The following is a 25,592-nucleotide window of genomic DNA, read 5'->3' as shown; positions in this document are numbered from 1 at the left end:
AAAATCGCCGTCTTGCGTATCTTGCTTGTCGAAGATGATAGCCAACTGGCCCGTAGCCTCGTCTCGCTGCTGCAGGGAGCGGGCCATGCCGTGGATCACGTCGAGACGGGCCAGGATGCCTTGCTGTTTGCGCCTCAGGAGCCTTACGCGGCGGTGATCCTCGATGTGGGGTTGCCCGACATGGATGGTTTCGAAGTACTGCAAGCTCTACGCCGGCGTGGGGAGCGCATGCCTGTCCTGATGCTGACCGCGCGCGATGCGCTCGATGACAGGGTACGCGGTCTGGATCTTGGCGCGGACGACTACATGCGAAAGCCTTTCGCCGCCGAGGAACTCGAGGCGAGGGTGCGTGCGCTTGGCAGAAGGCGCGGTGGCGATCCGACCCCGGAACTTGTCATCGGATCGCTCAGGATAAACCGCTCCAGCGGCGATGTCAGTGTGGCGGGGCGAGCGTTGGATTTGCGCCGTCGAGAGGCTGCAGTGCTCGATGCGCTGGCCACCAGGGCAGGCCAGCTCGTTGCGCGTGAGGTGCTGCAGGGAGAAGTCTTCGGTCTCAACGAGCCGGTGGGACAGAACGCGCTCGAAGTTCACATTACGCGCCTGCGCGCGAAATTGGCCCCGGACGGACCGCAGATACGCACGGTCCGAGGGGTAGGCTATCTACTTGATGCCGGCTGACGCATCCCTGCCGGCTCCGGCTCCGGCTCCGGCTCCGGCTCCGGCGGCGCTGCGCACGCGCCTGCTGGCCGCCATGCTGGGCCCCATGGCCGTCGTAGCGCTCGTGCTGTGCCTGATCGGAAGCGCCATCGTCACCAATACGGTCCGTAGTTCGAGCGATCGTGTGCTGGCTGGCGCGCTGGGGGCGATTGCCGAGACCGTAGAAGTCGAGCACGGGCAGGTTACTCTCGATCTCCCCGCGGCGGCATTCGGCATGCTCGAAAATCCCGAGCGCGACGCGGTGTTCTATCGGGTGCTGGTCGGTGAGCGCTTGCTGACGGGCGATGTTGGCCTGCCCGTGCCGGAGAAGCTTGCTTCCAGGAAGTCCGGCGAAGTGCACTTTCGCTACGCTTTCTTTGGCGAGCGTCGTATCCGAATGGCTGAACTGCGCCGCACCTTGCCGGGTGTTGCCGAACCAGTCGTGGTGCAGATTGCCGAAACACTAGGGCACCGTAAGGCAATGGGGCGGCGCCTGATCCTGGCGCTGGTCGTGGGAGAGATCCTGCTGATCGGCCTTGCCCTGCTGCTCTTGCGTCCGGCTCTTGGCTGGAGCCTGCGACCGCTGGCGCGGCTGCGTGAAGCGGTCGCACGCCGCTCCACGCGCGCCGCTCCGGACATGTCCCCCCTCGACAGTGGACCATTGCCTCGCGAATTGATGCCCTTGTCGCGGGCCTTCGACAGCCTGCTGGAGCGCCTCGACATGGCGACGGCAGGAATACGCCGATTCACGGCGGATGCCTCGCACCAGATGCGTACGCCCCTTTCCGCGCTCAAGGTCCAGGTCGCTCTCGCGCGACGTGGCGATCCCGGTGCGCTGGATGAAATCGCGGACGCGGCGGACCGTCTGGAACACCTCATGACGCAGCTCCTGGCTCTCGCACGTGCGCAGGAGGAGGGCATCAAGCCTCAGCTTGAACAGGTGAACCTGCGGGAAGTGAGCGTCGCGGTGATCAGGCGTCGCATCGGACAGGCGATTGCCGCGAACGTCGAACTGCGGCTCGAGGCACAGGACGAGAGCGTTTGTGTTCCCGCGCACCGGACCATGCTGTTCGAGATGATTTCCAATCTGGTGGACAATGCCATTCAATATGGCGGGAGCGGGGGGCTGGTCGTCGTGGCGACAACCTCAGACGGCTCTGTGTCCGTGTCGGACCAAGGCCCGGGCCTTGCCGAAGGTGAACTTGAGCAGTTGGGCGAGCGTTTCGTGCGCTTCGAGGGAGGCAAGAATTCGACCGGTAGCGGTCTGGGCTTCGCGATCGTGCGCGCGGCGGCCCAGCGGTTGGACGCGACAGTCCATGTCGAGAAGCTGGATCCCGGGCTGAAGGTGACGCTGGCCTTCAAGGATGCGACCCGCATGGATATCCTTGCGGAAAATGCTTGAGCCGCGGGTTCTTTGAGGCGGCTGCCTTTGAAAACTGGTGAAGTCCGCCGCAAGACGGGACGTTGTCGCGGATCTGATGGTATACCACACGATGAGCCGGTGTCTGGCAGGTCACCGGCTGGCTGCAGCGGGGCAGCCAGCCGATGAACGTCAGAACCAGGCGCGGATGCCGAGGACGGCGACGATCCGGTCAGGATCTTCGCCAGCGGCCCGCGCGTAGCGGGCGGTAGCGCCGAACTTCTTTTGCCATTCCACCCCGATGTAAGGCGCGAATTCGCGGGCGAACTCGTAGCGCAGGCGCAGACCGGCCTCGAGCGAGGTCAGGCCGCTCCCCATTTCCAGCTCGGAAATGTCCTGTGCCGACAACTGAACCTCCACGCGCGGCTGAAGGATCAGTCGCTGGGTGAGGCGCTGGTCGACTTCGGCGCTGACGCCGGCCGTCAGTTCGCCGTGGGTGGACAGATAGGCGGCGGCATCGAGCTCGAACATGTACGGCGCGAGCCCCTGAACGCCGACGGCCAGTTCGGTACGGTCGGGGCCTTCGCGAAGTCGCTGGCGCACACCGCCTTGCAGATCGAACCAGGCGCCGATCGCGTGACTCCACAAGGCCGATACTTCAGCCTCGTTGATGCCGCTGCCGATTTCACCTTCGCCCTCCGTCTTGATCCAGATCCGGTCGATGTCCCCTCCGGTGCGAATTCCGGCTTCGAAAGCCAGGCCGTCGGCGCCCTTGGTTGGTTGCAGCTCTAGCCGGTCGAGCTGGACGAAGGTGGTGCGCATCCCGCCCATCTCGTGCGTGACCATGTGCCGCGCTTCGCCCATGGCTTCGGGCGAATAGATCTGATCGGCAGCGTGGGCCGGTCCCGAGAATGCAGCCGCAGGAGGCGGCGCATGGGGAACCGGGGCGCTGTCGGGCATCGCCATGGCGGACGTGTCCGATCCGGTGTCGCTGGCCATGGTGTGATGGCCGGCCCTGCCTCCATGACCGTGATGGTCGTCTGGCATGGTCGTAGCGTCGTTAGAGCCGTGGCCGGCATGCGACTGCCCGTCATCCTCCGGTGCGGGCTGCGCCATGCCGGTCATGTCGTGCCCTGCATGGCCGTGACTTGCGTGATCCATCTGCGCGTGGCCGGTCTGGGCAAGGGCGAGGGCCGGGACCGTCAGGGGCGAGAGCGCGAGCGCGCAGGCTAGCGATATCCTCATGCCACGTCTCCTGCCGCGTTATCGCGCCCGGGCTCGTCCTCGAGCGGCCTTACGGTCACGACATTGAACATGCCCGACATCATGTGCAGCAGCAGGTGGCAGTGGAACGCCCAGTCACCAGGAGCATCGGCGGTGACGTCGAAGGCGACGAAGCCGCCCGGCAGTACATTGACGGTATGCTTGCGCGGCTGGCGATCGCCCTTGCCGTTGACGAGATCGAAGAGGAACCCGTGGAGATGGATCGGGTGAGTCATCATCGTCAGGTTGACGAGCTTGAAGCGTACCCGCTCGTTATGGGACAGGCGGATGGGTTCGACGATCTCGGAGAAGCGCTGCCCGTCGAAGGACCACATGTAGCGTTCCATGTTGCCGGTCAGGTGAACCTCGATTTCGCGGGTAGGCGGGGCCATGTCCCGGCGCGGTCCGGGCGCCTCGAGATCGGTATAGACGAGGACGCGGTGATCGACATCGTCCAGCCCGAGGCCGCGATCCCCGGTGCGGTCGACCGGCATCGGGGCGATCATGTCGACGCCTGGCGTCAACGTGACGCCGGGCGCGTTGTCCGGATCGCGCATTCGCATCGATCCTGCATGGTCCATGGACTTCGCCTCGGCCTTGGCCTCTGCCTCGCCCGCGCCGTGGTGCATCGAATGGTCCATGCCATCCATAGCCCCCATGCCATTCATGGAACCCATATCGCCCATGCCCATGTCCTTCATGGTCAGCAGGGGAGGCTTGCGCAGGGGCGGGAGCGGTGCTCGCATGCCCGGCCGCGGGGCGAGCGTGGCACAGGCCATGCCCGAACGGTCGATGGATTCCGCGACGAGCGTGTAGGCCCGGTCTCCGGGCGTGACGAGGAAGTCGTAAGTTTCTGCAACACCGATCTGGACCTCGTCGGTCTCGACCGGCTTCACGTCGCTGCCGTCGGCAGCGATCACGGTGAGGGGCAGGCCGGGAATGCGCAGGTTGAACAAGGTCATCGCCGAGGCATTGATCACCCGCAGCCTCACGCGCTCGCCCGGATGGAACAGGCCGCTCCACGGTGCCTCGGGAGCATGGCCGTTGACGAGATAGCTGTAGGTCGCCCCGGTGACGTCGGCGATGTCGGCCGGCGACATGCGCATGCGGCCCCATTTAAGCTTGTCGGGCAGGGCCATGGGCTTGCCTGAAGGGGCTTCGAACCAGGTCTGCTGGCGAAAGTTGTAGTAGTCCGGAGCGATCTTGAGCTTGCGCAGGATCTCCATTGGTGCGGTAAAGCTCCAGTCGGACAGCACGATGACCATTTCCCGATCGGCCGCGATCCGCTCGCCATCGGCCGGGTCGATGACCAGGGGGCCCATAAGGCCAGTGCCTTCCTGCCCTCCGGAGTGGCTGTGGTACCAGTAGGTTCCCGACTGGCGCACGGGGAAGCGATAGGTGAAGGTTTCGCCGGGCCTGATTCCGGGGAAGGTGACCCCGGGCACGCCGTCCATCTCGAACGGCAGCAGGAGCCCGTGCCAGTGGATCGAGGTGTCCACGTCGAGCCCGTTGGTGATGTGGAGCCTGACATCCTGACCTTCGCGCAGACGGATGAGCGGTCCGGGAAGGCTGCCGTTGACGGTCGTCGCCATCGCGGTGCGCTTGCCAAGGGAGAAGGGGGTGCGGGCGATCGAGAGCTTGATGTCTTCGCCTTGCAGCGCGCTGGTGGTATCGGGTGCGCTGCCAGGTGCGGCGCCGGAGGGATGGTGGTGCATGGTCTGGGCGCGGGCCCAGTCGGGAAACAGCGTGCAGATTGCAGCAGCGCTGCCCGTGCTTGCTACGGCGCCCAGCAAGGCGCGCCGGTTCATGGCGTGAGAAATCATGGTTCGTCCTTCCGGCTCGCGCCGGGTCTGGTCTTTCGGTCTGATGCGGGAATGGCGCGCGCTGGCGCGCCCGATCAGGCCTGCCGGGGCGGCGGCGGGTCGAGCGCGCAGGCAGTCGATGCCAGTTCACGGGTCAGGTGAAGCTGGCGATGCGATCCGAACTCGGTCCTGCCGCGAAGAGGCGCAGAGAGCCCGGGGGGCACCGCTGCCATCGTGGCAAGGCACCGCGCGAGGCAATGCAATGGTTTCGAGCCGCTATCGTGCTGCGACAGCCCGGACCTGCGATGGCAGTTCTCATCCTGCAAGCCATCGCCCGGCGTGCCAGCCGGCGTGCCAGTGTGCATCGCGCCGTGCATGGAGCCGGTCACGGACGCTGCGAGACCCATCGTCGCGTGAGGGGCAGCCCCTGCCCACGAAGCGTGGGCCATGACCGGCGCACTGCCGAGAAAGACAAGCGCCATCAGTGCGCACAGCGCAGCCCACAAGCTGCGAGCAGCTTGCGCGGGGTGCCGCCTGGGGCGAACTGGCAGGCCTGCGTGCATGAACCGGTCGCGTTCCTCTGATGCGCCAGAGATAGGGCATGGCGGGATATCAGGCAATGATCGGGCGCAATTTACGCTCCTGGGGCGCCGGTTTTGCGAAACACGCCATCGACGCGGGCGCAGCTTGGAGCTAGGGCGATGCCATGACTGCACAGATCACGATCCGCCGCCCCGACGACTGGCACCTGCATCTTCGCGATGGCGAGATGCTCGAGGCGGTGCTTGGCTATACCGCGCGCCAGTTCGCGCGCGCGATCGTCATGCCCAACCTTACCCCGCCGGTTACCACCGTCTCGGCTGCACAGGCCTATCGCGAGCGGATCATTGCCGCCTTGCCCGCGGGGGCTGACTTCACCCCGCTGATGACCTGCTACCTGACCGACGACGCCGATCCCGCCGAGATCGAGCGCGGCTTCGCCGAGGGTGTCTTCACCGCCTGCAAGATCTACCCGGCCAATGCGACCACCAATTCCGCGCATGGCGTGACCGACATCCGCAAGCTGACAGGCGTGCTCGAGACGATGCAGCGCATCGGCATGCCGCTGCTGATCCACGGCGAGGTCACCGATCGCGAAGTCGACATCTTCGACCGCGAGGCCGTCTTCATCGAGCGCACGATGAGCGCTCTGGTACGGGACTACCCGGCGCTCAAGATCGTCTTCGAGCACATCACGACCGAGGATGCCGTCGATTTCGTCGAGGCGAGCGGGCCGCAGGTGGCTGCGACGATCACGCCCCAGCACATGATCATCAACCGCAACGCGATCTTCGCAGGCGGCATTCGTCCGCATGCCTTCTGCCTGCCGGTGGCCAAGCGCGAGCATCATCGCCTCGCGGTGCGCAAGGCGGGTGTATCGGGTTCGCCCAAGTTCTTCCTCGGCACCGACAGCGCGCCGCACATGATTGGGCGCAAGGAAGCCGCCTGCGGGTGCGCTGGCATCTTCAACGCGCCCTATGCGCTCGAGAGCTACCTGCAGGTCTTCGAGGAAGAGGATGCCATCGCCAACTTCGAGGGCTTCGCTTCGCTCAACGGACCTGCCTTCTACGGTCTGCCGGTCAACGAGACGACGGTGACGCTCGAGCGGGCCGAAGTCGTCGTGCCGGAGAGCATCGTCGATGGCGATATCAACGTCGTTCCGTTCCATGCCGGCGAAACGCTGCGCTGGCGTCTGATCGGCTGAACTGGCGCTCGATCTCTCCGGAGTGAGACAGGTCATTACCGATATCTTCGCCTTCATTCTCGTCGTCGGGATCGGCTCGACGCTGGTCCTCGATGGTTGGGCTGTTCTGCTCGACAAGGTGGCGGGGCTCACGCCGACCAACTGGGGTTTTGTCGGGCGCTGGCTCGTCGGGCTGAGCAGGGGGCAGGCCGTGCTCGATGGCGCTAATACAGCGGAGCCGTCGCGCGCGGAGAAGGGGCTCGGCTGGGCCTTTCACTACCTCGTCGGGCTGGGCTATGCGGCGCTCGTTGTCATGCTCTACGGCACCATGATCATTTCTGCCCCGCATGCCGGTGCCTTCATCGTGGTTGGCATGATGATCAGCACGCTTGCCGGCATGACCATCCTGATGCCGGGCATGGGAGCCGGGTTCCTCGGCGCGAAACTGCCCAATCAGGGGCAGAAGATCGCGATGATGATCGTCGGGCACGGTGTGTTCGCGGCGGCACAGTTCGCCTGCGCGCTGGCCCTTGCCCAGCTGCTTGCTCCCTGATCAGAAGCGGCGGCGCAGGTAGGCGCGGGTGCGGCGCAGAGCGCGGCGCCAGCGCCAGCGCCAGCGCGACATCTGGATCGTCGAATAGCTGATCTGCATGTGCTGCGCATCGAGCGCGCGCGAGCGGTAGTAGTTGGGCACGTCCTGGTGATCGCGCATCGGCAGGTGAAAGGTCTGGCAAGCGGCCGAGGCCTGCGGCGGGACGATCCAGCTCCAGTTGGCCGAGACCACCCGGCCACAGGCCTGCTCCTTCTGTGCGAAGTCGAGGAACTGGCGGCTGGCGGTATGGTGATCGACGATGGTCGCGCCCGCTGCGTCGAACGAGTGGAGCACCGCCCGGTTGAGTTCGGTGAGCGCAGTATCCTTCCACAAGGCATCGCGCTGATCGAGCCCCAGCACGCGGCCGACCTCGTCGAGCAAATCGTAGCGGTTATGGTCGACGAAATTGCGCGAGGCGATCTCGGTGCCCATGTAGAATCCGTTGAACGGCGCGCAGGGGTAGTCGATCCCGCCGATGGTGAGGATCATGTCCGAGACGAGGGGGACGGTGTACCAGCGCAGGGCAAGTTCAGCGAAGCCCGGGTTTGCGGGGTGGCGGATGTCGACTTCGCGCACGCTGTCGGCGGGCAGGTCGTAGACGTGGCGGTGCCCGGCGGGGTCGCGGATCAGCAGCGGCAGCAGGTCGAAACGCCCCGGCGCTTCGGGCGGGCGCCAGCCCATGCTGGTCACGATGCGGGTGAACTCGGCGTTGAGCGGGTCTCCCAGGATGCCGCCGCCTTGCCGGAGGTGCCCGGCATATTGCGCGGCTTGCCGGTTCTCGATGTAGGCGGGGATGGCATCGCCGACGACAGGGGCGAAGACCGAGATCGCCGAGCGTACCTGCCCGTTGCCGCCTGCGAAGCGAAGGTGCTCGACCACTTGCCCGGCAATGGCGTCGGGGCTGGTGATGTCGCGGCAGTCGAACACCTCGAGCGACTTCCAGAACAGCCGGCCGATGCAGCGCGCGTGGTTGCGCCAGGCGACGCGTGCGCCGAAGGCCAGTTCCTCGCGGGTGTGCTCGTAGTGACCGGTGCGGCGCAGCGACGTCGAGACCTCGCGCTCGCGCTGGCGGGACAGGGCGGGATCGAGATCGTTCTCGCGGTGGTACTGGCGCACGAAGGCGACCGCTTCCTCGATCCGCTCCTGACGGGTCAGGCGGCGCAGGCGACGGCGCAGGGGGTCCGAGTTCGATCGGCTGTCGATGTACATCCGGCGCGCGCCTTACATCAGCCCGTCGAACACGCGCGCCGAGGAGCGGATCTTGCGCTTGTTGATCGCGAAGACGAGGTCGAGCACGCGCGACTTGGCCTTGCGGTAGGCGCGTCCACCGGTCTCCGAATTGCGGTACCACAGCCGCGCGTTGCGATCGTCGGTGCGCAAGGTGTGCAGGCTCGGATAGGCCTCGTCGTTGCCGACCATGCGCTCGTAGATCGGGGTTCCCGAGAGGATCGAGAACTCGTTGTAGCGGATGCGGTCGATGTAGGGCAGGTGGGCCTCGAGGAAGTCGGCGGTCATCTCGAGGTCCTCGGCGGTTTCGCCGGGGTAGCCCTTGAACATCGTCGAGCGCACGCTGATGCCGGCCTCGTGGGCATGGCGGATGAACTGCGAATTGGCCTCGACGCTGCAGCCCTTGTCCATGAGGTCGAGCATGCGCTGGCTGCCGCTCTCCAGCCCGAAGCTGACGCGGCGCAGCCCCGCGCTGGCCGCGGCCCGCAGGTCCGCGCGCGAGAGGCCGTTGTCGGGGCGCAGGTCGACGTGGACGGTGCCGATCCACTGCGCGCCGCGCACCACGCGCTGGGCATTCTCGATGATGCCGCGAAACAGCGCCGGGTTCGAGTTCAGCTTGAGGTCGAGGAACAGGAAGTTCTGCGTCGCATGGCGCGCGGCCTGCTCGCGCATTTCGTGAAGCACGGAATCGAGGCTGCGGTTGCGATAGGTGCGGCCGCTGACCGAGACGATGTCCGAGCAGAAATTGCACTTGTTCCACTGGCAGCCGCGGCTGGCCATCATCGGGATGATGCGTACCGGGTAGCGATCCCAGGGAAAGTCCGTGAAATCGGGGACCGGCGAGGCGTCGAGATTGCGCAGCGGCGGCGCGGCGGGACGCACCGGCCCCTCTGGCAGGGTGACGCCGGGGAAGGCGGTCAGGTCGCCCTTGTCGAGCAGCGTCGAGATGAGCGAGGGCAACATGAGGTCGGCTTCGGCTCCGGCGATCAGGCTGAGGCCCGGGATGGTGCGCCATGCCTCGATCGTGCCCGGCTGGCTGAAGGCGGGGCCGCCAAGGACCAGCGGCACGCCGGCATCGCGCGCAAGCTTGCCGACCTCGCGCACCGTGCTGTGGTGCTGGAGATAGGCCGACAGCAGGATTGCATCGGGCTTGTCGCGCAGTGCCTTGGCAACTTCGGAAAGGACGCGCGGGTGCGGGCGGTTGCGGTACCAGTCACGTGCCCGGCGCAGGCCGTCGCGGGCCGCGCGCAAGGGCGCGAATGTGGAAAGGTGGATGCGCCGCTGGAGGTGGTCGACGAAAGTCTCGGCGCGCTCGCGCTCGGCTGCCGGCACGTCGTAGGCGAGCGGCGAGATCATCTGCACGCGATAGCCGTGGTTTCGCAGCGACGCGGTGATGATGCCCACCGCTAGCGTCGGGAAACTGGCAAAGTTGTTGAGGTCGACCAGCAGGATATTGCGGGGCTTGCTGCCGATCGGGGAGAGCGGGAGCACGTTATCGATGCCAACTGCGGCTTTCATGCGCTCATCCTTTCGCCGTGGACCGTTAAGTTTGGACGAACGTGGCAGCTCTGCTGTTCAAGCGGACTGGACAAGGCTTCGCATTCTTTCCGAAATGAACTTCAAGGGGCTTCCCATCCGGGCGTGGTTGGCAAGAGCAATCCTCGCTGTAGCGGGAGCGAGTTTTGCGATCTCGATGGCCAGAAATCTGGCCGACGGCCGACCGTACTCCCGCTCGTAACCTGAATCTTGCATATGTTTACTTGTGAGCAGTTCGATATAGGCCGCTTCGTTTTTGCAGATCTTCTCGCGCCATCGCGAACCAACTCTTGGATCGATACCCCGCGAATTGGCAATCTTGGTATAAGAACTGTTAACGATGTTTACGTTCAGGACATCATTTGTAAAGGGCAGGCCGAGCCAGTCCGTGATTGCCCTCACGGTTGATTGAGGGTTTTCGACCAGGTCTTCGTATCTGTGCAGCCGGACCTTGTCGGTGCCGTGGCGGGCCTGCGCGGCGCGACCGGCCTCGATCGCCGAGCGCCACAAGAGGCTGGCGATGGTGAGGTTGTAGGAGCGGCGGGCGCGCCTTTCCTCCTGTTCGACGGCGGCCAGTTCGCTTGCCCCGAGTTGGGATCTATCGAACCAGTTGTTGCGCCAGTCGCGATACGAGATCACCGCCGCGCGCGGATCGCGTTGGCACACGATGATCTTGGCTTCCGGAAAAGCGGCGAGAATCTGGTCGATGCAATAGAGGTGGCGCGGGGTCTTCTCACCCCAGCGCACCTTGCCCTCCAAGGCGGCGTTGGCGCGGCAACTGGCGGTGAACAGGGCGTCGGCACCTTGTCCTTCCCGGGCCCAGGCCTGTTCAAGGCGAGCGCGGCCCGGGCCCTGGGTCGGGGAGATCGGCAGCCCGTAGCCGTGCATCGAGACGCGCATGAAGTGATCGAGCAGCGCCTCGCGTTCGCGCGGGGTCGGTCGGGCCGGATCGGCAAGGCGCGCGCGCGGATCGGCGAAATAATGGCTTTCGCCCGTGATGTGCACTTCGGGATGTCGATTGAGTACGGCGCGCAGCAGCTCGGTCCCCGAACGCGAGGCCCCGGTGATGAATATGGGGCCGGTCATGACGACTGCCTTGCCAGCCGCGCGCGCGAGGTCTCGTCGCGGTACCAGCCGCGGCGGCCCATGCCCGCGATATAGGCTGCCTTGGCGGCAAGCCCGATGGCAATATGGACAAGCGCGCCCAGAGTCGTGTGCGGGTCCAGCAGGGCACGGCGCAAGGCGCACCGCTGGCCGGGTGCGCGCGGACGGGCAATGCCTATGGCTGCGAGCTCGTCCAGCCCCTTGAGGATGCGCAGGCGGACCCCGAACAGCGCGGCGATGCTGGCCGGCGGGCGCACGGTTGCGCTCTGCGTTGTCACCTTGCGGCGCAACTGGGCGGGGACATGTGCGGCAATGAAGCTGTCGTCGGCGGTGATGTCGGGCATCACGTCCCAGCGCGAGCGGCCTGCGGCACTGATCCCGATCACTTGCTGGAACGAGCTGGCGCTGCCGTGGGGCAGTTTGAGCCACAGTGCATTGACCCGTCGGGCGAGCGGTCCGCAATGCGTGAGGTCGAAGTGCAGCTGCGGCGAGACCAGCTCGATCGCGTCATCGCCGTCAAGCTCGCGGGCAAGTGCTGCGATTGTCCTTCCAGTGACGTCCACGTCGGCATCGACGTAGAAGCGGGGAAGCGCCGAGCAAGCGGCTTCGCCTGCACGCAAGGCTGCGCTCTTCGACGGTTTCGGCAGTTCGATCAACGTGATGCGCGCATCGCGAAGGTTGCGAAGGTATGCCGCGCTGTCGTCCGTGCAGCCGTTGCAGACATAGATGAGCCGGGCATCGGCAGGAAGGCCCTCGAGCAGAAGCGGGGCGCTGCTCTGCAGGGCCACGATCTCGTCATGGACAGGCACGATGATTTCGAGGCTTCGGTCCGGGACCGGAATGTGAGCACCTGTCAAACCTGCGCGACCCCAAGGACCCGTATTGTCGACCTGCCTTCGGAGCAGCGCCTTTCGGGAAGTGGTTGAACTGTGTCGGCGCCTGTCGCCCCGAAGCTGCCTCGTTGGACATGATCAGGGAAGCAGGCTTCAGACCGTCTCTACGAGCATCCGGTCTGCTACATCAAGCCGTCCCGACGCGCGGTGGCGCACGCCTGAGTGCGCCTGTCCCGGTATGTGACAGGCAAGCCGTTGAAGCGCCATGGAACACGCAGGCCAAAGGGCGGTCGATGAAAGTGTGGATGGAGATGCCGGGCAACACGAGCAGCCATCGGGCGTCGTTATCGAGCCAGATGGTCAAGCTGAACTTGGCTGCCTGCGAGGGCGATTGGTCTCGCAATGGGTTTGGCCGTGGCGTGCCCCTCCCCGGGATCAGTCCCGGGAAGGTTTCGGCCCCCTTCAGGCCCTGATGCTGGCGCGGCTTTCGCCGCCAGTCAGCAGGCCTGTTCAGTCGACCATTGCCGCGACGAGGCGGCGCAAGTGCTTGCGGGATAGTTGTCCCTCGGACCTGCGCGGCGTCATCAGCGATGCAGCAATAAGGGGAGTGTACTCGGTATTCGCGGGGCGCTTGTCCGCACCCTTCATTTCAATTTGCATAATTTCCTTGTCATGCGCGGCTTCGTGCCGCGCCTACGTTACCTCTTGAAGCCGCCGCGCCGACGCGGAGGTCCGCCAGCCTGCCCGGGCGTACGCTCACGGAAGACGATGCGACCCTTGGTGAGGTCGTAAGGCGTCAGTTCGACGTGAACGCGGTCACCGACGACCGAACGGATGCGGAACTTGCGCATCTTGCCGGCGGTGTAGGCAATGATCCGGTGATCATTGTCGAGCAGTACAGCGAAGCGCCCATCGGGGAGGATTTCCTCGATGCAGCCTTCCATCGTCAAAAGTTCTTCTTTGGCCAATTCTATAAATCCAAAAAACTGAACGCACTTGGCAGGGCTTGCACGCTATCGGCAAGTCAGCAGGCCAAGCAGCTGGAAAAGGAAGGGAAGCCGCCAGAAGCGGCCGAAATTCCCGTCGCTGGCGACGCGGCAGGGGAGATATAGGCCATCGTGGGAAAAATTGCAATCATGCTGGCATCACGGCTGGCGCGCGATGCAGGTGGTCGATCTGACACACCCGCAGTTGCGTTCGGCGCGGCAGTCAGCGCAAGGTTGCCTGGTAAGCGGGCGCGATCAGGTCGTGCCTGTGAGCCTCTCGTCGTTGGCGCGGCGCATCCACTGCACGAGCGCCGGATCGCGGTGTCCCTCCAGGATCTGTCCGAGGGTCTGATCGGTCTCGTCCTGGCCCAGCTTGAAGCGGCCTTCGATGCGGGTGATGTCGGCCTCGAAGGCGATGATCGCGCGCTCCATCGCATCGTATCGGTCTCCAACGTCGCGCGGCTGCCAGCCTGTGGCATCATCGCGATCCATGTGCCCGACCAGTGCGGCGAGCGCCTCGTCGGCGCGTCCCTCGCTGAAGCGTACCTTCGCCTCGATCCGGACCTGCGCATAGTTCCAGGTCGGCGCCCAGGCCGGGTTCGAGACGAGTCCTGGAGAGACGTAGCCCTGCGGGCCGGTGAACAGGAACAGGGCATGGGGCGCGGCGCGCAGCGCTTCGACCAGCGGGTTGCGCCGCGCGAGATGGCCGAGCAGGGACACTGGCCTACCGGCCTCGTCGCAGCGCAGCAGCATCGGCAGCAGGCTGGGCAGGCCTGCATCGCAGCTGCATGGCAGGACCCAGGCCAGGGGGAACTGGGCGATCAGGTCGCGCAGGTCCGCGTCGGTAAATTGCTCGAATGGCGCCGGTCCGGTGCCGGTCGCAGGTATCGTGCTCATGCGTATTCCCTGTTGTGGCCCGTCACTGTGCGGCGTAGCGCTCTTGTCCATCGACGAAAGTGTGCAGCACTTTCGCTGATGGAAGAGCGGAAGGGGCGATGGTCGTGAGGTCCGCGTCGAACACCGCGATGTCGGCAAGGTAGCCGGGCGCGAGGCGCCCTGCGCGATCGTCCATGAAGCCCGCCCAGGCATTGCCTGCGGTGTAGCAGGTGAGCGCCTGTTCGACGGTGATCTTCTGATCGGGCAGCCAGCCTTCGGGGTTGGCTCCGTCGATGGTTCGGCGCGTGACCGCGGCCTCGATTCCGGTCAGCGGGTCTAGCGGGGCGACCGGCCAGTCAGAGCCGAAGGCGACATGCGCGCAGCTCGCGAGCAGCGAACCGAAGGCGTACGTACCCTGAAGCCGCTCGGGACCGATCCGTTCGATTGCCCAGCGGCCGTCGTCGATGGCGTGATAGGGCTGGACCGAAGCGACGACCTGCTGGCTGGCAAAGCGCGCGATGCTCGAGGCACGCAGGTGCTGGGCATGTTCGATGCGAAAGCGCCGGTCGCGCGGGCCGTTGGCCTGCGCGACGCGGGCGTAGATGTCGAGCACTTCGTCGTTGGCGCGATCGCCGATGGCATGGGTCGCGACCTGAAGGCCATGGGCGTCTGCCGCTGCGATCCATTGCTCGAGATCGTCGAGACCGGTGACGCGCACGCCCTTCTGCCCGGGGGCATCGGCATAGTCGTCGTAGAAGACGGCGGTGCGCGATCCGAGCGAGCCATCGGACAGTCCCTTGACCTTGCCCCAGCGCAGCCAGTCGTCGCCGGTGCCTTCCTCTGCGACGATGGCAGCCATCTTTTCCCAGTCGGCCAGCGGGACATAGGCCTGGAAGCGGGCCGAGAGCGCCCCGCGAGCGTGCAGGCGCCGCAAGGGGTGGTAGACGCTCCAGTCGATCTCCGGATTGTGGATCTGCGCCACGCCCTTGCTCAGGCCATGGTCGATGCCGCGCGTGATGAGATCGTCAACTTCGCTGTCCGACATCGCCGGGATCACCCGCTCGACCAGTTTGCGGGCGTTGTCCTTAAGGATGCCGGTCGGTTCGCCCGCGGCATCGCGAACGATCACGCCGCCCGCCGGATCGGGGGTGTCGCGGGTGATACCCGCCAGCTTGAGCGCGAGGGTGTTCAGCAAGGTGCTGTGCAGGTCTGTACGCGGTACCGCGACCGGGGTGTCGGGGGTGACGGCATCGATCCAGTCGCGGGTGGGCAGACCGCCGCCGAGGCGTTGCTCGTCCCAGGTGCCGCCCAGTATCCACTTGCCGGGGCGCTGCTTGGCAGTGGCGGCGATCAGGGCCGCAAATTCGCTGCGGTCCCGAGCCTTGAGCAAGTCGGGCTGGACCAGCGTCGCGGCGCCCTTGAGGAAATGGGTATGGGCCTCGGTGAAGGCGGGCATGGCAAAGGCGCCGCCCAGATCGATCACCCGTGTACGCCGGGTCGAGAGGCTCCTCACCGCGTCCTCGCCCAGGACCGCGATGCGGTTGCCGAGGATGCCGATCGCGCCAGTGGCGGGCTGTCCGGGCAGGCCGGTCCAGAAACGGCCGTTGACAAGTGCGAGGTCGAGCCCACGCTCGGCGGCCAGTGCACGCCACGGACTTGCCAGCATTCCGGCGAGCAGCGTGGCGCCAAAGCCGCCGACGAGGGTGCGCCGGTCAGTCTTCACGCATCCGCGAAGTGTGTGATCGGGGAATTTCTTCATGCCGTTACTCTTGCGCGTGGGTGTGGTCCGGGCGACATCCAGTCTATTGGCGCACAGGGGGCCAAGTGCGCGCGCTCAGTCGGGAGCACCGGCGTCGTCCGGCATGGCGGGCAGCCATTGCTCGGGGCCATCGCGATCGGCGAACCATGGAGCTGGCATGGGCCGCGGTTCGGGCCATATCCGGTCAAGCGTATCCGCCGCGTAGAGGTGCCCGTCGCGCATGACCGAGGCGATGCGCAGGGTATTGTGGATGTCGGCAAGGGGATCTGCGTCGAGCACGACGAGGTCGGCCAGCTTGCCCGCTTCGATCGTGCCGAGGTCGGCAAGCCTGCCGATGGTCTCGGCCGAGCCGGCGGTGGCCGCGTGCAGCGCGCTCCTCGTCTCCATTCCGCCCAGGACGTGTGCGAACATCTCCCAGTGGAACCCGATCCCGGGAACTTCGCCGTGCGCCCCCATGCCGACCAGCCCGCCAGCTTGCGCCAGCCGCGCCGCGCCGCCCGCGATCTCGTCGAAGCCATACGTGGCCAAGGGGCGGCCGGGGCGTTCGCCGAGCTTCTGCTCGATCGCCACTGGCGGCCAGAAGTGCGCGATCTTCGGATTGGTCGAGGCATGGCTCTCGTTGGCGAACCAGTCCGCGCCGTCGGGGCCGCGATGCGTGATCATCATGGTCGTCGCGTAGCTGGTGCGCATCGCGGTCATCAGGCCGATGACATCGTCGCCGAGCGGAGCGGCGAGGGCGTGTTCGTTCCCCGCGAAGCCGTCGAGCATCTGCGTGAGGTCGAGCTTGAGCGAGAGTGCGCCCTCGGTCGTTGGCTGGAGCCCCAGTTCGCGCGCGCCCATCGCCATCCACTGGCGAACGCGCCGGTTGCCGGTACGGTACTGCTTGATGTTGCGCAGCCCCCAGTCGTCGCGGTAGCGGCGCATGACCGCGCGCACCTCGTCGAGGCTGGCGAAGCGGTTGAACGAGAAGATCGCAGGCCCCGTGGAGCGCAGCCGCGGCCCGATCATCGCGCCGGTATCGAGCAGGTCCTGATAGGCGAGCATGTCAATGCTCAGCGTGGAGGGATCGAAGCTGGTAGTGACGCCCCAGGCGAGCCGCGACTTGAGACCCCAGTCGTCGAGGCTGAGCACGTTGCGGCGAATTTCGGCGACGTGGTCGTGCTCGTCGATGAAGCCGGGCAGGATCGTCTTGCCAGTAACATCGCGGACCGTCGTCCCGGCGGGCACGGGGAAGCTTCCTCGCGGACCCACTGCGGCGATGCGGCCATCGGTGATCAGCAGGTCGGCATCGGCGATGATCCGGTCTGCATCTGCCATGGTCAGGATCCGCGCACCGCGCAGCAGCAGCGTTCCCGACGCCATCGCACGCGGCGCCTCGACCTTCATGTCCGTGACGCGGGCCAGAGCCTCGGGTTCGCCTGCGGCGCCGGGCAGCGCCTGCGCCAGCGCGAGGTGGTGAAAGCGCGAGCCGACCGACCAGTCGATACTGCCGTCGCGTTCCCACTCGAAGAAGTCGGCGCCGACCGTGGTCAGGCGCCGGGTGGGCACTGCGGGATCATCGAGGTCGATGCTCGTGCCTGGTTCGGGTGTCCTGACGAGCGTGAGCTGCTCGACCGTCTGTACCAGCAGCCACTCGCCATCGGGGCTGATGCGTATGTCATCGACGGGCGTGTTGCCCTCGAGAAAGTAGTACCCCGGGCCCGTGACCTGGGCAACCAGCGCGCTCTTGCCCGTGGCCATGTCGATCGCCGCGAGGCCGCGCGGGGTGAGCAGGTGAACCTTGCCCGGGGCCTTGGTGAATTGCGGGCGCGAGCCGATCATGCCCGAATGGATGACGCGCAGGTCCTCGGGGCCTTGCGCACCGCTGGCGGGCAGGGCGACGAGGTCGGACTGGCGCATCTGCCCGATGTCGAAGGTCGCCTTGCGGCGCGCCGCCATCGGTGAGCGCAGGGTCACCACCTCGCGTCCATCGGGGGTGAATACCGGGTAGCTGTAATAGGCCCGGGTCGCGGCCATGGCCTGGGGTTCGCCGATGCGGTCGACGGACTGCTTCCAGACCATGCCGCCGCTTGCCTCGCTCCAGGTGACGTAGACCAGTTCGCGCCCGTCCGGGCTCCAGCCCGGCAGGAAGGCGAGCTCCTCGTCGCGTTCGGCACCTCGATCGAGACGAACCGGCGCGCCGGTGCCATCGGCCTTCTGCAGGTAGATGTGTCCGAGGGCGGAATAGGCCAGCATGGTCCCGTCGGGCGAAGCCACGGGGGCCTGCACCAGTCTTGCCTGCACCGGTCCGCGATCCTCGCGGATGTCGACGCGGGTCGAAGGGGCGACGGCGACCTCCATCGCGGCGTGGAACGGCACCGGGGTGACGGTGCCATCGGCGATGTCGACCCGCTCGAAGCGCCCCGCGCGCGTCAGCAGGAGCGCCTTGCCATCGGGCGTGAAGGCATAGCGCGGAACGATGTCCTGCCACATCGAGGCTTCGAGCTGGTCGGGCTCTGTTTGTGCGATCTTTCGGTCGAGGCCGGTGGCGAGGTCGCGCAGGCGCAGTTGCGTTTCGCTGCCGCGCCGCGTGGCATAGGCGAGGGTCCTGCCATCGGGTGCGATCATCGGGCGGAACACGGTCGGACGTTCGTGGCCGCGCTCGCCGCTGTCGCCGACAACGACCTGTTCTTCGCCGGTTTCCAGGTCGCGGCGCACGATGGACCAGGTGTTGATCTCGTCGAAGTCGAGCCCGCCGGTAAGGCGCGCGAAATAGACATGGCGGCCGTCGGGAGCCGCCACTGCGCCAAGCGTGCTGTGCCAGCTCGCGCGTGGGGCATCGGCTACGGGCTTTACCGGTGCGAGCGAGGTCAGCGATCCGTCGAGATCGACGCTGACCAGCGCATAGTTGTTGACGTCGGCATAGTAGCGGCTGACGAACAGCCCGGTGCCCTGCGTGTTCCAGGCTGGAGATGCGAAGACGCCAACGTCATCGGAGCGCGTCAGCGCGCGTGCGCCACTGCCGTCCCTCTTCATGACCCAGACATTGTCCGCGCCGCTGCGGTCCGAGACGAAAGCGATCGAGCGTCCGTCGGGCGAGAAGGTCGGCTGGGTGTCGAAGCCGAGCCCGGTGGTCAGCTGGCGTGCCTCGCCTCCGCCGATCGGCATCGTGTAGATGTCGCCCAGCATGTCGAATACGACGGTCTTGCCGTCGGGCGAGATGTCGAGCGAGACCCAGGTGCCGCTCTGTGCGTCGATCCGCAGCGTCCGGGCGGGCGTGATCGGCAATTGTGCCGCGTCGGCAATGGGGCGGGCGAAAGCCGGGGAAGCCAGTATCGTCGCGGTGCTCAGCGGGACGGTCAGGGCCAGCAGGGCTGCACGCAAGGTCATTCGGGGCTCCTTGTCGCCATGGCGGATGCGGAGGCGGGCTCCAGTGCGACCGTGCGCGGCGCGTCGTCAGGCTTTGTCCTGTTCGCTTTGGCCTTGCGTGCCGGGCGCTTGCGCGAGGGGCGTTTCTTCCACCACAGGTAGATGCCGGTCACGCACATCGCGAAGACCGCGATCCCGCACACGAAGACCAGCGCGATGGTCGGGAGGCCCGCGATCTTGCCTGAGTGCACCGGGTAGAGCCAGCGGTACATCGCGAGGTTGGTATTGCCGTGATAGGGATCGAAGACTTCAGCGACCTTGCCGCTGGCAGCCTCGAAGTAGATGTAGATCGGCCCGAGGTCGTGGTAGGACAGGCGACCGTCGTCACTGAGGGTAACGCCGATGCGCGCGTTTTCGGGGTCGTAGATGACCGAGGCCGGCTGCCATTTTTCCGGAAAGTCCTGGCTCAGTGCACGGGCCTGTCCGACCGCCGAGGTATAGGTCAGCGGTTCGGGGCTCTGCACTTGGGGCAGGGGCAGGTCACGCTCTGGAACCAGTACCTCGACCATCGGGCCATAGGCCTCGTTGAAGAAGTTGAAGCCGACCGAAGTCACCGCGAGCAGCATGAGCGGGACCAGCAGCCACAGCCCCGCAGCGCGGTGCAGGTCGAGCATCTGGCGAGGGAAAGGGCTCTTGAAGCTGAATTTCCAGCTGCGCTTCCACTGTTTCCAGAATGCGCCCCTGACCGGGAACGTGAGATAGGCACCGACCAGGTTGCTGATCGTCCAGGCAATCGCGACCACGCCCATGAACCAGCGACCGGGAGCATCGAGCAGAAGCGTGTAGTGCACGTCGTGGAGCAGTTCGACAAAGCCGCGCCGGTCGAGTGCTGGATCGTAGGACCGCGCTCCGACGAGGGTTCCCGTGGCGCGGTCGAGGAAGACCTGGTTGATCTCGCCGCTGCCGTCGCTGGCAGGGCGCGCCGTGACCTTTACCGGAATACGCGCATCCGGGGCGACGGCCAGCGGGAACGAGCGGACCTCGTAATCGGGATTGGCTTGCGCAAAGGTCTCGACGAGGCGGGTCACGGGCGCAGGGCCGGCGACACGGCTTTGTGCGAAGAGATCGGCGTTGAGAGCTTCGTCGAGCGGCTTCATGAAGCACAGGAGGCTGCCGGTCAGCGCGGCAAAGGCGAGGAATACCAGGATCGCGAGGCCCGAATAGCGATGTACCGCCATCCAGAATGCATGTGTCGCTCCCGACTTCTTGCCGGGCTTGGTCTTGGTCATCGCGCGTTGCCCCCCTCGGTCATGCGGCGCCCTTGCAGTTCAGATTTTCCGACAAGGCAGGTCCGACGCCTCCAGGCCCTTCCCGGTGTTGCTGCAGGCGAGTGTGTCGTCTCGGACAAGGTTCCACAAACATCCAGTTTTTGACCAGGTGACGGGTCCAGTGCGCCGTTCGCGCGGGTTCAGTCGATACTCGCGCGCAGGACGCGCAGGGCATCGCGGGCCTCGATCTCGCCAAGGCTCGCAAAACCGAGGCGCAGACCGCGCGGCGCTTCGGGGCGCAGCATGAACGAGCGTGACGAGGCAAAGCGCAGGCCGCGTGCGGGTGCGCGTTCCTCGATGCGGTCGATATGTTCCGCGTCGGGGAAGCGCAGCCAGAAGGCAAGTCCGCCGTCGGGCAGGGCATAGTCGGCGATATTGCCGAACAGGTCGTCCAGCGTTGCCGCGAAGGCTTCGCGCCTGCGGGCATAGACCTGGCGGACCTTGCGTGCGTGGCGGCGCAGTTCGCCGTTGCGGATCAGTTCGTCGGCGGCGCCCTCGGTCAGGCTGTTGCCCATGCCATCGACGAGCGAGACGACGTGAGCGACTGCGTCGATCACCTCGCGCGGCGCGGCGATGAAGCCGATACGCAATGCAGGCAGCAGCAGCTTGCTCAGCGAGCCGACATAGATCGTGCGGCCAGGGGCATAGGCCGCCATCGGCAGGAGCGGCTGGGATTCGAAGTGGAACTCGTGGTCGTAGTCATCCTCGATCACCGCGAACCCGAACTGGCGGGCGAGGTCTAGGATGCGCAGGCGGCGCTCGGGGCGCAGCGCCACGGTGGTCGGGAACTGGTGGTGCGGGGTGAGGAACAGGGCCCGCACCCGCTCGCGCCGGCAGGCCTGCTCGACATCGGCCAAATTGATGCCGTGGCCATCGAGCCGCACCGGGATCACCTTGGCGCCGCGATTGCGGAAGGCAGCCACGGCCGGCTCGTAGGTCACGTCTTCCATGATCACCGAATCGCCCGGTTTCACCAAGACCTGCGCTGCCAGGAAGATCGCATTCTGGCTGCCGCGGGTGATGCAGATGTTTTCCGGTCCCACCACCAGCCCGCGTTCGGAACGCAGCATTTCGGCAATGCTTTCGCGCAGCGACGGCAGCCCGCGCGGATCGCGGTACTGGAAGCCGTTGGTTGCGGCTGCGGCATTGGCTGATGCCCGATAGGCGCGCGTAAGCAGTTCTGCCGGAAACAGGCGTCCGTCCGGCGCGCCCTCGTCAAGCTTGATGCCGCGCGTTCCGGGCAGGGCGAGCGGGCGTTCCGGTGGACGGGCGAAGTCGAACTCGGCTCCCTCGGGCATCTGGACGCCGCTGGCCTCGGGTTCGCTGGTGGGCTGTGGCAACGATTGCGAGACCATTGTCCCGCGCGTCCCCTTGGAGACCAGCCAGCCCTGCGCGATCAGGTCCTCGTAGGCGAGCACCACGGTCTTGCGGTTGACCCCGATCGCGCTGGCCAGTTCGCGGCTGCTGGGCAGATAGGTGCCCGAGGTCAGCCGACCGTTCTCGATATCGCGGATCAGGGCATGGATGATCTGCATGTAGACCGGCACCGCGCGTTCGGTGTCGATCTGGTCACGCAAGTTGACTTTCCAGGGGCGCAGCATCTTCGGGCCAGTCTCCAGTCGCCGTCCAGTTGTGGTGCACGCTAGGTGGCAGGTCCGGGCATGGCAAGGGTGTGGACCATCATGTTGCCTGCTTTTGTGCAGTCGACTGGTCCATGATCCGGTCCCTTACGAAGTTCGCCCCGTCGGCGATGGCGCGCTGCGCCAGTGGCGAGATGGACATCGCCTCAAGGAAGCTATGCGTGGCTCCGGCATAGCGCAGGAGCTGAACCTCGCAGCCTGCCTCGTGCATCTTCGCGGCGATGGCGCTGCTCTGCTCGGAGAGGATGTCGAGTTCGGGCACGATCAGGATCGCCGGGGGCAAGCCGGTCATGTCGCCCAGCAGCGGGCAGGCGAAAGGATCGGCGTAGTCTGCGGGGCTGGTGAGGTAGTTGGCCCAGTAGAAGTCCATTTCCTCAGCGTTGAGAATGGAATCCGCTCCGCCGTAACGGCTTTCCGCCTGATCGGAAGTGCCATGCGCGAAAGCGCCGTAGTTCAGCAGGAGCGCCGCGACAGGAATTTCGCCCAGCGCCTCGCGCAGCTTGAAGCAGGTCGCGACCGCAAGGTTCGCACCCGCCGAATCCCCGGCAAGCACCACGCGCGCTGCATCGATGTTCCATTGCGCGGCATGGTCCGGCAGCGCTGCCACGAGAGCGGCGATGCGATCGAGCGCGACCGGGAATTTGGTCTCGGGCGACAGGGGGTAGTCGACGCCGATGACGGCGCAGCCGGTCGCTGCCGCGTATTCGCGCATCAGCCGGTCGTGGGTCTCGATGCTGAACAGCGTGAAGCCGCCGCCGTGAAGATAGACCATGACCGTCAGCTGGTCGGCATCAACTGGATAATGAATGCGCACCGGCAGCGGCCCGCAAGCGGTCTCGACGCTCAGGTCCCGGGTTTCGGCCATGACCGGCCCGCCCTCACGCCAGCGTGCGCGTACATCTTCGGCTGCAGCGCGGGCTTCGTCGAAGGAAAGGCTCGCGAAGGGCGGGTGGCGTTCCCAGTCCTGCTGCATCGTTGCGATGAAGGTGGCGATGTCCGGATCGATGGCGGTCTTGTCCATGGCGTGCTCCACGCTTCTTCTTGCGTTCATAATGACCCGGGCACGAGGCCGGGATGGCTCGTGCCCGATGCCGGAAAGTCGCTGCGACCCGAAAGCTTGCCGGCGAAACGGGGGCGCTCGGGAGCCAGGTCCCTCGCGCCCCTTCGGTATGTCCTGCTCAGTACTCGACGGTGACCGAGGCCTTGAATGTGCGTGGCAGGCCCTGGACGAGGTAGCCGCCAAGAGCCGAGGACCAGTAGCGCTTGTCAGCGACGTTATCGATGCCGGCGCGCAGCGTCACCGGGGTCTCGTTCACCGCCATGACGTAGCGCGCGCCAAGGTCGAAGCGGGTCCAGTCCTTGACCTTGAGGTCGTTTGCCTGATCGACGTACTGCTTGCCGGTCTGCATCACACGCCCGGTGAGCGTCATGCCCGGGACGAAGGCGAGGTCCCATTCGACGTTGGCGTTGGCGGTATAGGTCGGCACGCCGATCGCGCGCAGCCCGTCGTAGATGCCGCCCTGCGTGCGCTTCTGCTTGGCATCGCTGACCGCGAAGCCCGCGATCAGGCGCAGCCCGTCGACGGGTTCACCGTTGAAGGTGACTTCCATGCCCTTGTTGCGCTGCTTGCCATCGAGCGTGAACAGGGTCGAGCCATCGTCCTGGGTGATGGTGAAGCTCTGCGGGCGATCGGTCTGGTAGAAGGCGATCGAGGCCATCCAGTTTTCGTACTGGAGCTTGCCGCCGATCTCGTACTGCACGGCAGCGAAGGGTGCGAAAATCTCGCCCGAGTTGATCGTGCCCGAGGGAGCCTGCGGCCCCTGCAGCAGTGCCTCGATGCGGTTGGCATAGACCGAGACGTGTTCGTTCGGGCGCAGCACCAGGCCGAAGACCGGGGTGGTCGCGCTCTCGTCGTACTTGTCGGTCTGTTCGCCCGGCGTGCAGCTGTCGAGCGGGAAACCGCCGAATACCGAGCCGCCACAGAACGAGCGGATCTCGATGTTCTGGTGGCGCAGACCCGCGATCAGCTGGACCTTGTCGTCGAACAGGCCGATCTGGTCCGAGGCGAACAGGCTGCTCTGGCGGATCTTGCTCATCGCGAAGGGATCCTCGATGTCACCGCCAGTGAAGGCATCGTAGGCGAAGTCGGGGACCTGTACCGGATCGTAGAGGTTGCTGGGGGCGCCGGCGAATGAGCCGAAGCCATAGGCGTTGCGATTGACCTGGCGCAGGTGCGAGGCGCCGAGGTTGAGCTGGTGCGTGAGCGGGCCGGTGACGAACTTGCCGCGAAGACCTGCCTGCGCGGCCTCGTTGTTGTCGTTGCGCGGGATCTGCGAGCCGGTGACGTAGGCATCGCCGGTCTCGGCATCGGTGACGTTGAAGCCCTGGTACTTGCCGCGCTCGGCGCTGTCGCGTGCGCCAGCCGAGGCGTAGAGGGTGAAGTCTTCGGCCACGTCGTACTCGATCTTGGCGATGCCGTAGATGTCGCGAAGCGTGGTGTAGTTCCAGGCCTGTCCGTAGTTGAGGTCGGAGTCGGGCGCATCGGGCACTTCGGTCACGCCCACCAACTGGACCATCGGACGCATGTGGCTCACCTTGACCCGCTGGTAGGCGAGGTCGAGCGAGAGGCGCAGCGCTCCGGTGGTGTAGTCGAGGCCGAGGCCCAGAACCGTGTTGCCGCGGTATTCGTCATTGATGGCGACGTCACCCCAGCGGCCCGCACCATTGACCCTGACGCCAAGCGCACCGTCGCTGCCGAAGCGACGACCAACGTCGAAAGAGCCACCGAAATTGCTGCCCGACAGGTAGTTTGCGGTGACGCGCGTGGTAGGCACGGCCTTGGCGCGCTTGGGCATCAGGTTGACGGTCCCGCCCAGCGCCGAACCGCCCGGCGCCGCACCGAACAGGAACGAGCTGGCGCCGTTGAGGATCTGCACCTGGTCGTAAAGCTCGGGCGAGACGAGCTGGCGCGGGGTGATGCCGAAGAGGCCATCGATCGCGATGTCCTCGCCGTAGAGCGGGAAGCCGCGGATCACGAAGGTCTCGGAGGCGTTGCCGTAGCCCAGGCTCGAGCGCACCGAGGGGTCGTTTTCGAGCACCTGTCCCAGCGTATAGGGCTGCTGGTTGAGGATCAGCGCTTCGGAATAGGACTTTACCGCGAAGGGCGTGTCCATGGCGTCCTGCACGCCCAGCGCGCCCAGCGAGCCGCTGCCCAGTACTTGTGTCTCGTTGTTGCGCTGGGTCGTGACGACGATGTCTTCAGCGCCTGCGGCCTGTGCGTGCGCGGTGCCCGAGAGCGTGGCGGTCATGGCGATGGCGAGAGCGGCAGTGCTCGCAAGCGTGCGGCTGGAAAGTGACTTCTTCAACTGTGGACCCCCCTTGGTCGGACCGCGGCCGCAACTGGCCGGATCGCGCATCATGTGCAGTGTCTGCGTTCATGGCGGATTATCCGCGCTGTTCCCTGATACGTAGCATTTCTGCCTTCCGGGCAGGAGCGCAAAACATCCAGTTTTGCAAGGT

General features: G+C 66.0%; 18 protein-coding genes. 4 read left to right on the top strand and 14 right to left on the bottom strand.

Annotated elements, in window-relative coordinates; translation table 11 throughout:
• Nucleotides 1-12 precede the first annotated feature (12 nt).
• Nucleotides 13-678, top strand: coding sequence for a response regulator (locus I5E68_RS12880; protein ID WP_197164261.1), 666 nt, complete (start codon nt 13-15; stop codon nt 676-678).
• Nucleotides 668-2,098 (top strand): sensor histidine kinase, encoded by a 1,431-nt coding sequence (locus I5E68_RS12875; RefSeq protein ID WP_197164260.1) that lies wholly within the window; start codon nt 668-670, stop codon nt 2,096-2,098. Before I5E68_RS12880 ends, I5E68_RS12875 begins: the two co-directional genes overlap by 11 nt.
• Nucleotides 2,099-2,248: 150 nt before the next feature.
• Here I5E68_RS12875 and I5E68_RS12870 read toward each other — a convergent pair whose 3' ends face one another.
• Complete coding sequence (locus I5E68_RS12870; RefSeq protein WP_197164259.1) at nt 2,249-3,301, bottom strand: copper resistance protein B; 1,053 nt, start codon at nt 3,299-3,301, stop codon at nt 2,249-2,251.
• On the bottom strand, nt 3,298-5,142 hold the full coding sequence (locus tag I5E68_RS12865) for a copper resistance system multicopper oxidase (RefSeq protein ID WP_197164258.1): 1,845 nt from the start codon (nt 5,140-5,142) through the stop codon (nt 3,298-3,300). The genes I5E68_RS12870 and I5E68_RS12865 overlap by 4 nt, the downstream gene beginning before the upstream one ends.
• A gap of 685 nt (nt 5,143-5,827) precedes the next feature.
• Here I5E68_RS12865 and pyrC point away from each other — a divergent pair.
• Together pyrC and I5E68_RS12855 are read left to right on the top strand one after the other, a co-directional pair.
• On the top strand, nt 5,828-6,865 hold the full coding sequence (gene pyrC, locus I5E68_RS12860) for a dihydroorotase (protein ID WP_197164256.1): 1,038 nt from the start codon (nt 5,828-5,830) through the stop codon (nt 6,863-6,865).
• Nucleotides 6,866-6,887: 22 nt separating this feature from the next.
• On the top strand, nt 6,888-7,397 hold the full coding sequence (locus I5E68_RS12855; protein ID WP_197164254.1) for a DUF2938 family protein: 510 nt from the start codon (nt 6,888-6,890) through the stop codon (nt 7,395-7,397).
• Here I5E68_RS12855 and I5E68_RS12850 read toward each other — a convergent pair whose 3' ends face one another.
• From I5E68_RS12850 to I5E68_RS12795, 12 genes are all read right to left on the bottom strand, one after another.
• The gene (locus I5E68_RS12850) at nt 7,398-8,645 is read right to left on the bottom strand and encodes a nitric oxide synthase oxygenase (RefSeq protein ID WP_197164252.1); all 1,248 of its coding nucleotides are present in this window, start codon (nt 8,643-8,645) and stop codon (nt 7,398-7,400) included.
• A 12-nt stretch (nt 8,646-8,657) separates the two neighbouring features.
• Nucleotides 8,658-10,181 (bottom strand): B12-binding domain-containing radical SAM protein, encoded by a 1,524-nt coding sequence (locus tag I5E68_RS12845; RefSeq protein WP_197164250.1) that lies wholly within the window; start codon nt 10,179-10,181, stop codon nt 8,658-8,660.
• Between the two features lie 57 nt (nt 10,182-10,238).
• Complete coding sequence (locus I5E68_RS12840) at nt 10,239-11,285, bottom strand: sulfotransferase family protein (protein WP_197164248.1); 1,047 nt, start codon at nt 11,283-11,285, stop codon at nt 10,239-10,241.
• Nucleotides 11,282-12,091 (bottom strand): glycosyltransferase family A protein, encoded by an 810-nt coding sequence (locus tag I5E68_RS12835; protein ID WP_197164246.1) that lies wholly within the window; start codon nt 12,089-12,091, stop codon nt 11,282-11,284. Before I5E68_RS12835 ends, I5E68_RS12840 begins: the two co-directional genes overlap by 4 nt.
• Nucleotides 12,092-12,834: 743 nt before the next feature.
• The gene (gene infA / locus I5E68_RS12830) at nt 12,835-13,104 is read right to left on the bottom strand and encodes a translation initiation factor IF-1 (RefSeq protein ID WP_197164244.1); all 270 of its coding nucleotides are present in this window, start codon (nt 13,102-13,104) and stop codon (nt 12,835-12,837) included.
• Nucleotides 13,105-13,377: 273 nt separating this feature from the next.
• Entirely contained in the window at nt 13,378-14,019 is a 642-nt protein-coding gene (locus tag I5E68_RS12825) for an FMN-binding negative transcriptional regulator (RefSeq protein ID WP_197164241.1), read from the bottom strand.
• Between the two features lie 22 nt (nt 14,020-14,041).
• A complete protein-coding gene (locus I5E68_RS12820; RefSeq protein WP_228726974.1) occupies nt 14,042-15,757 on the bottom strand; it encodes an amidohydrolase in 1,716 nt (571 codons plus the stop codon).
• 75 nt (nt 15,758-15,832) lie between these two features.
• Complete coding sequence (locus I5E68_RS12815) at nt 15,833-19,126, bottom strand: amidohydrolase family protein (protein ID WP_197164239.1); 3,294 nt, start codon at nt 19,124-19,126, stop codon at nt 15,833-15,835.
• A complete protein-coding gene (locus I5E68_RS12810) occupies nt 19,123-20,394 on the bottom strand; it encodes a PepSY-associated TM helix domain-containing protein (RefSeq protein WP_197164237.1) in 1,272 nt (423 codons plus the stop codon). The genes I5E68_RS12815 and I5E68_RS12810 overlap by 4 nt, the downstream gene beginning before the upstream one ends.
• Before the next feature lie 179 nt (nt 20,395-20,573).
• The gene (pdxR, locus tag I5E68_RS12805; protein ID WP_228726973.1) at nt 20,574-22,010 is read right to left on the bottom strand and encodes a MocR-like pyridoxine biosynthesis transcription factor PdxR; all 1,437 of its coding nucleotides are present in this window, start codon (nt 22,008-22,010) and stop codon (nt 20,574-20,576) included.
• A 103-nt stretch (nt 22,011-22,113) separates the two neighbouring features.
• Nucleotides 22,114-23,094 carry an alpha/beta fold hydrolase gene (locus I5E68_RS12800; RefSeq protein ID WP_197164233.1) on the bottom strand — a complete coding sequence of 327 codons (981 nt, stop codon included), beginning with the start codon at nt 23,092-23,094 and terminating at the stop codon, nt 22,114-22,116.
• A 157-nt stretch (nt 23,095-23,251) separates the two neighbouring features.
• Nucleotides 23,252-25,438 carry a TonB-dependent receptor gene (locus tag I5E68_RS12795; RefSeq protein WP_228726972.1) on the bottom strand — a complete coding sequence of 729 codons (2,187 nt, stop codon included), beginning with the start codon at nt 25,436-25,438 and terminating at the stop codon, nt 23,252-23,254.
• Between the last annotated feature and the right edge of the window lie 154 nt (nt 25,439-25,592).

It is taken from the genome of Novosphingobium aureum (genome assembly GCF_015865035.1).
Taxonomy (GTDB): Bacteria; Pseudomonadota; Alphaproteobacteria; order Sphingomonadales; family Sphingomonadaceae; genus Novosphingobium; species Novosphingobium aureum.
Note: the sequence above shows the minus strand (reverse complement) of the source record. Positions and strands in the feature narration are given on the sequence as shown.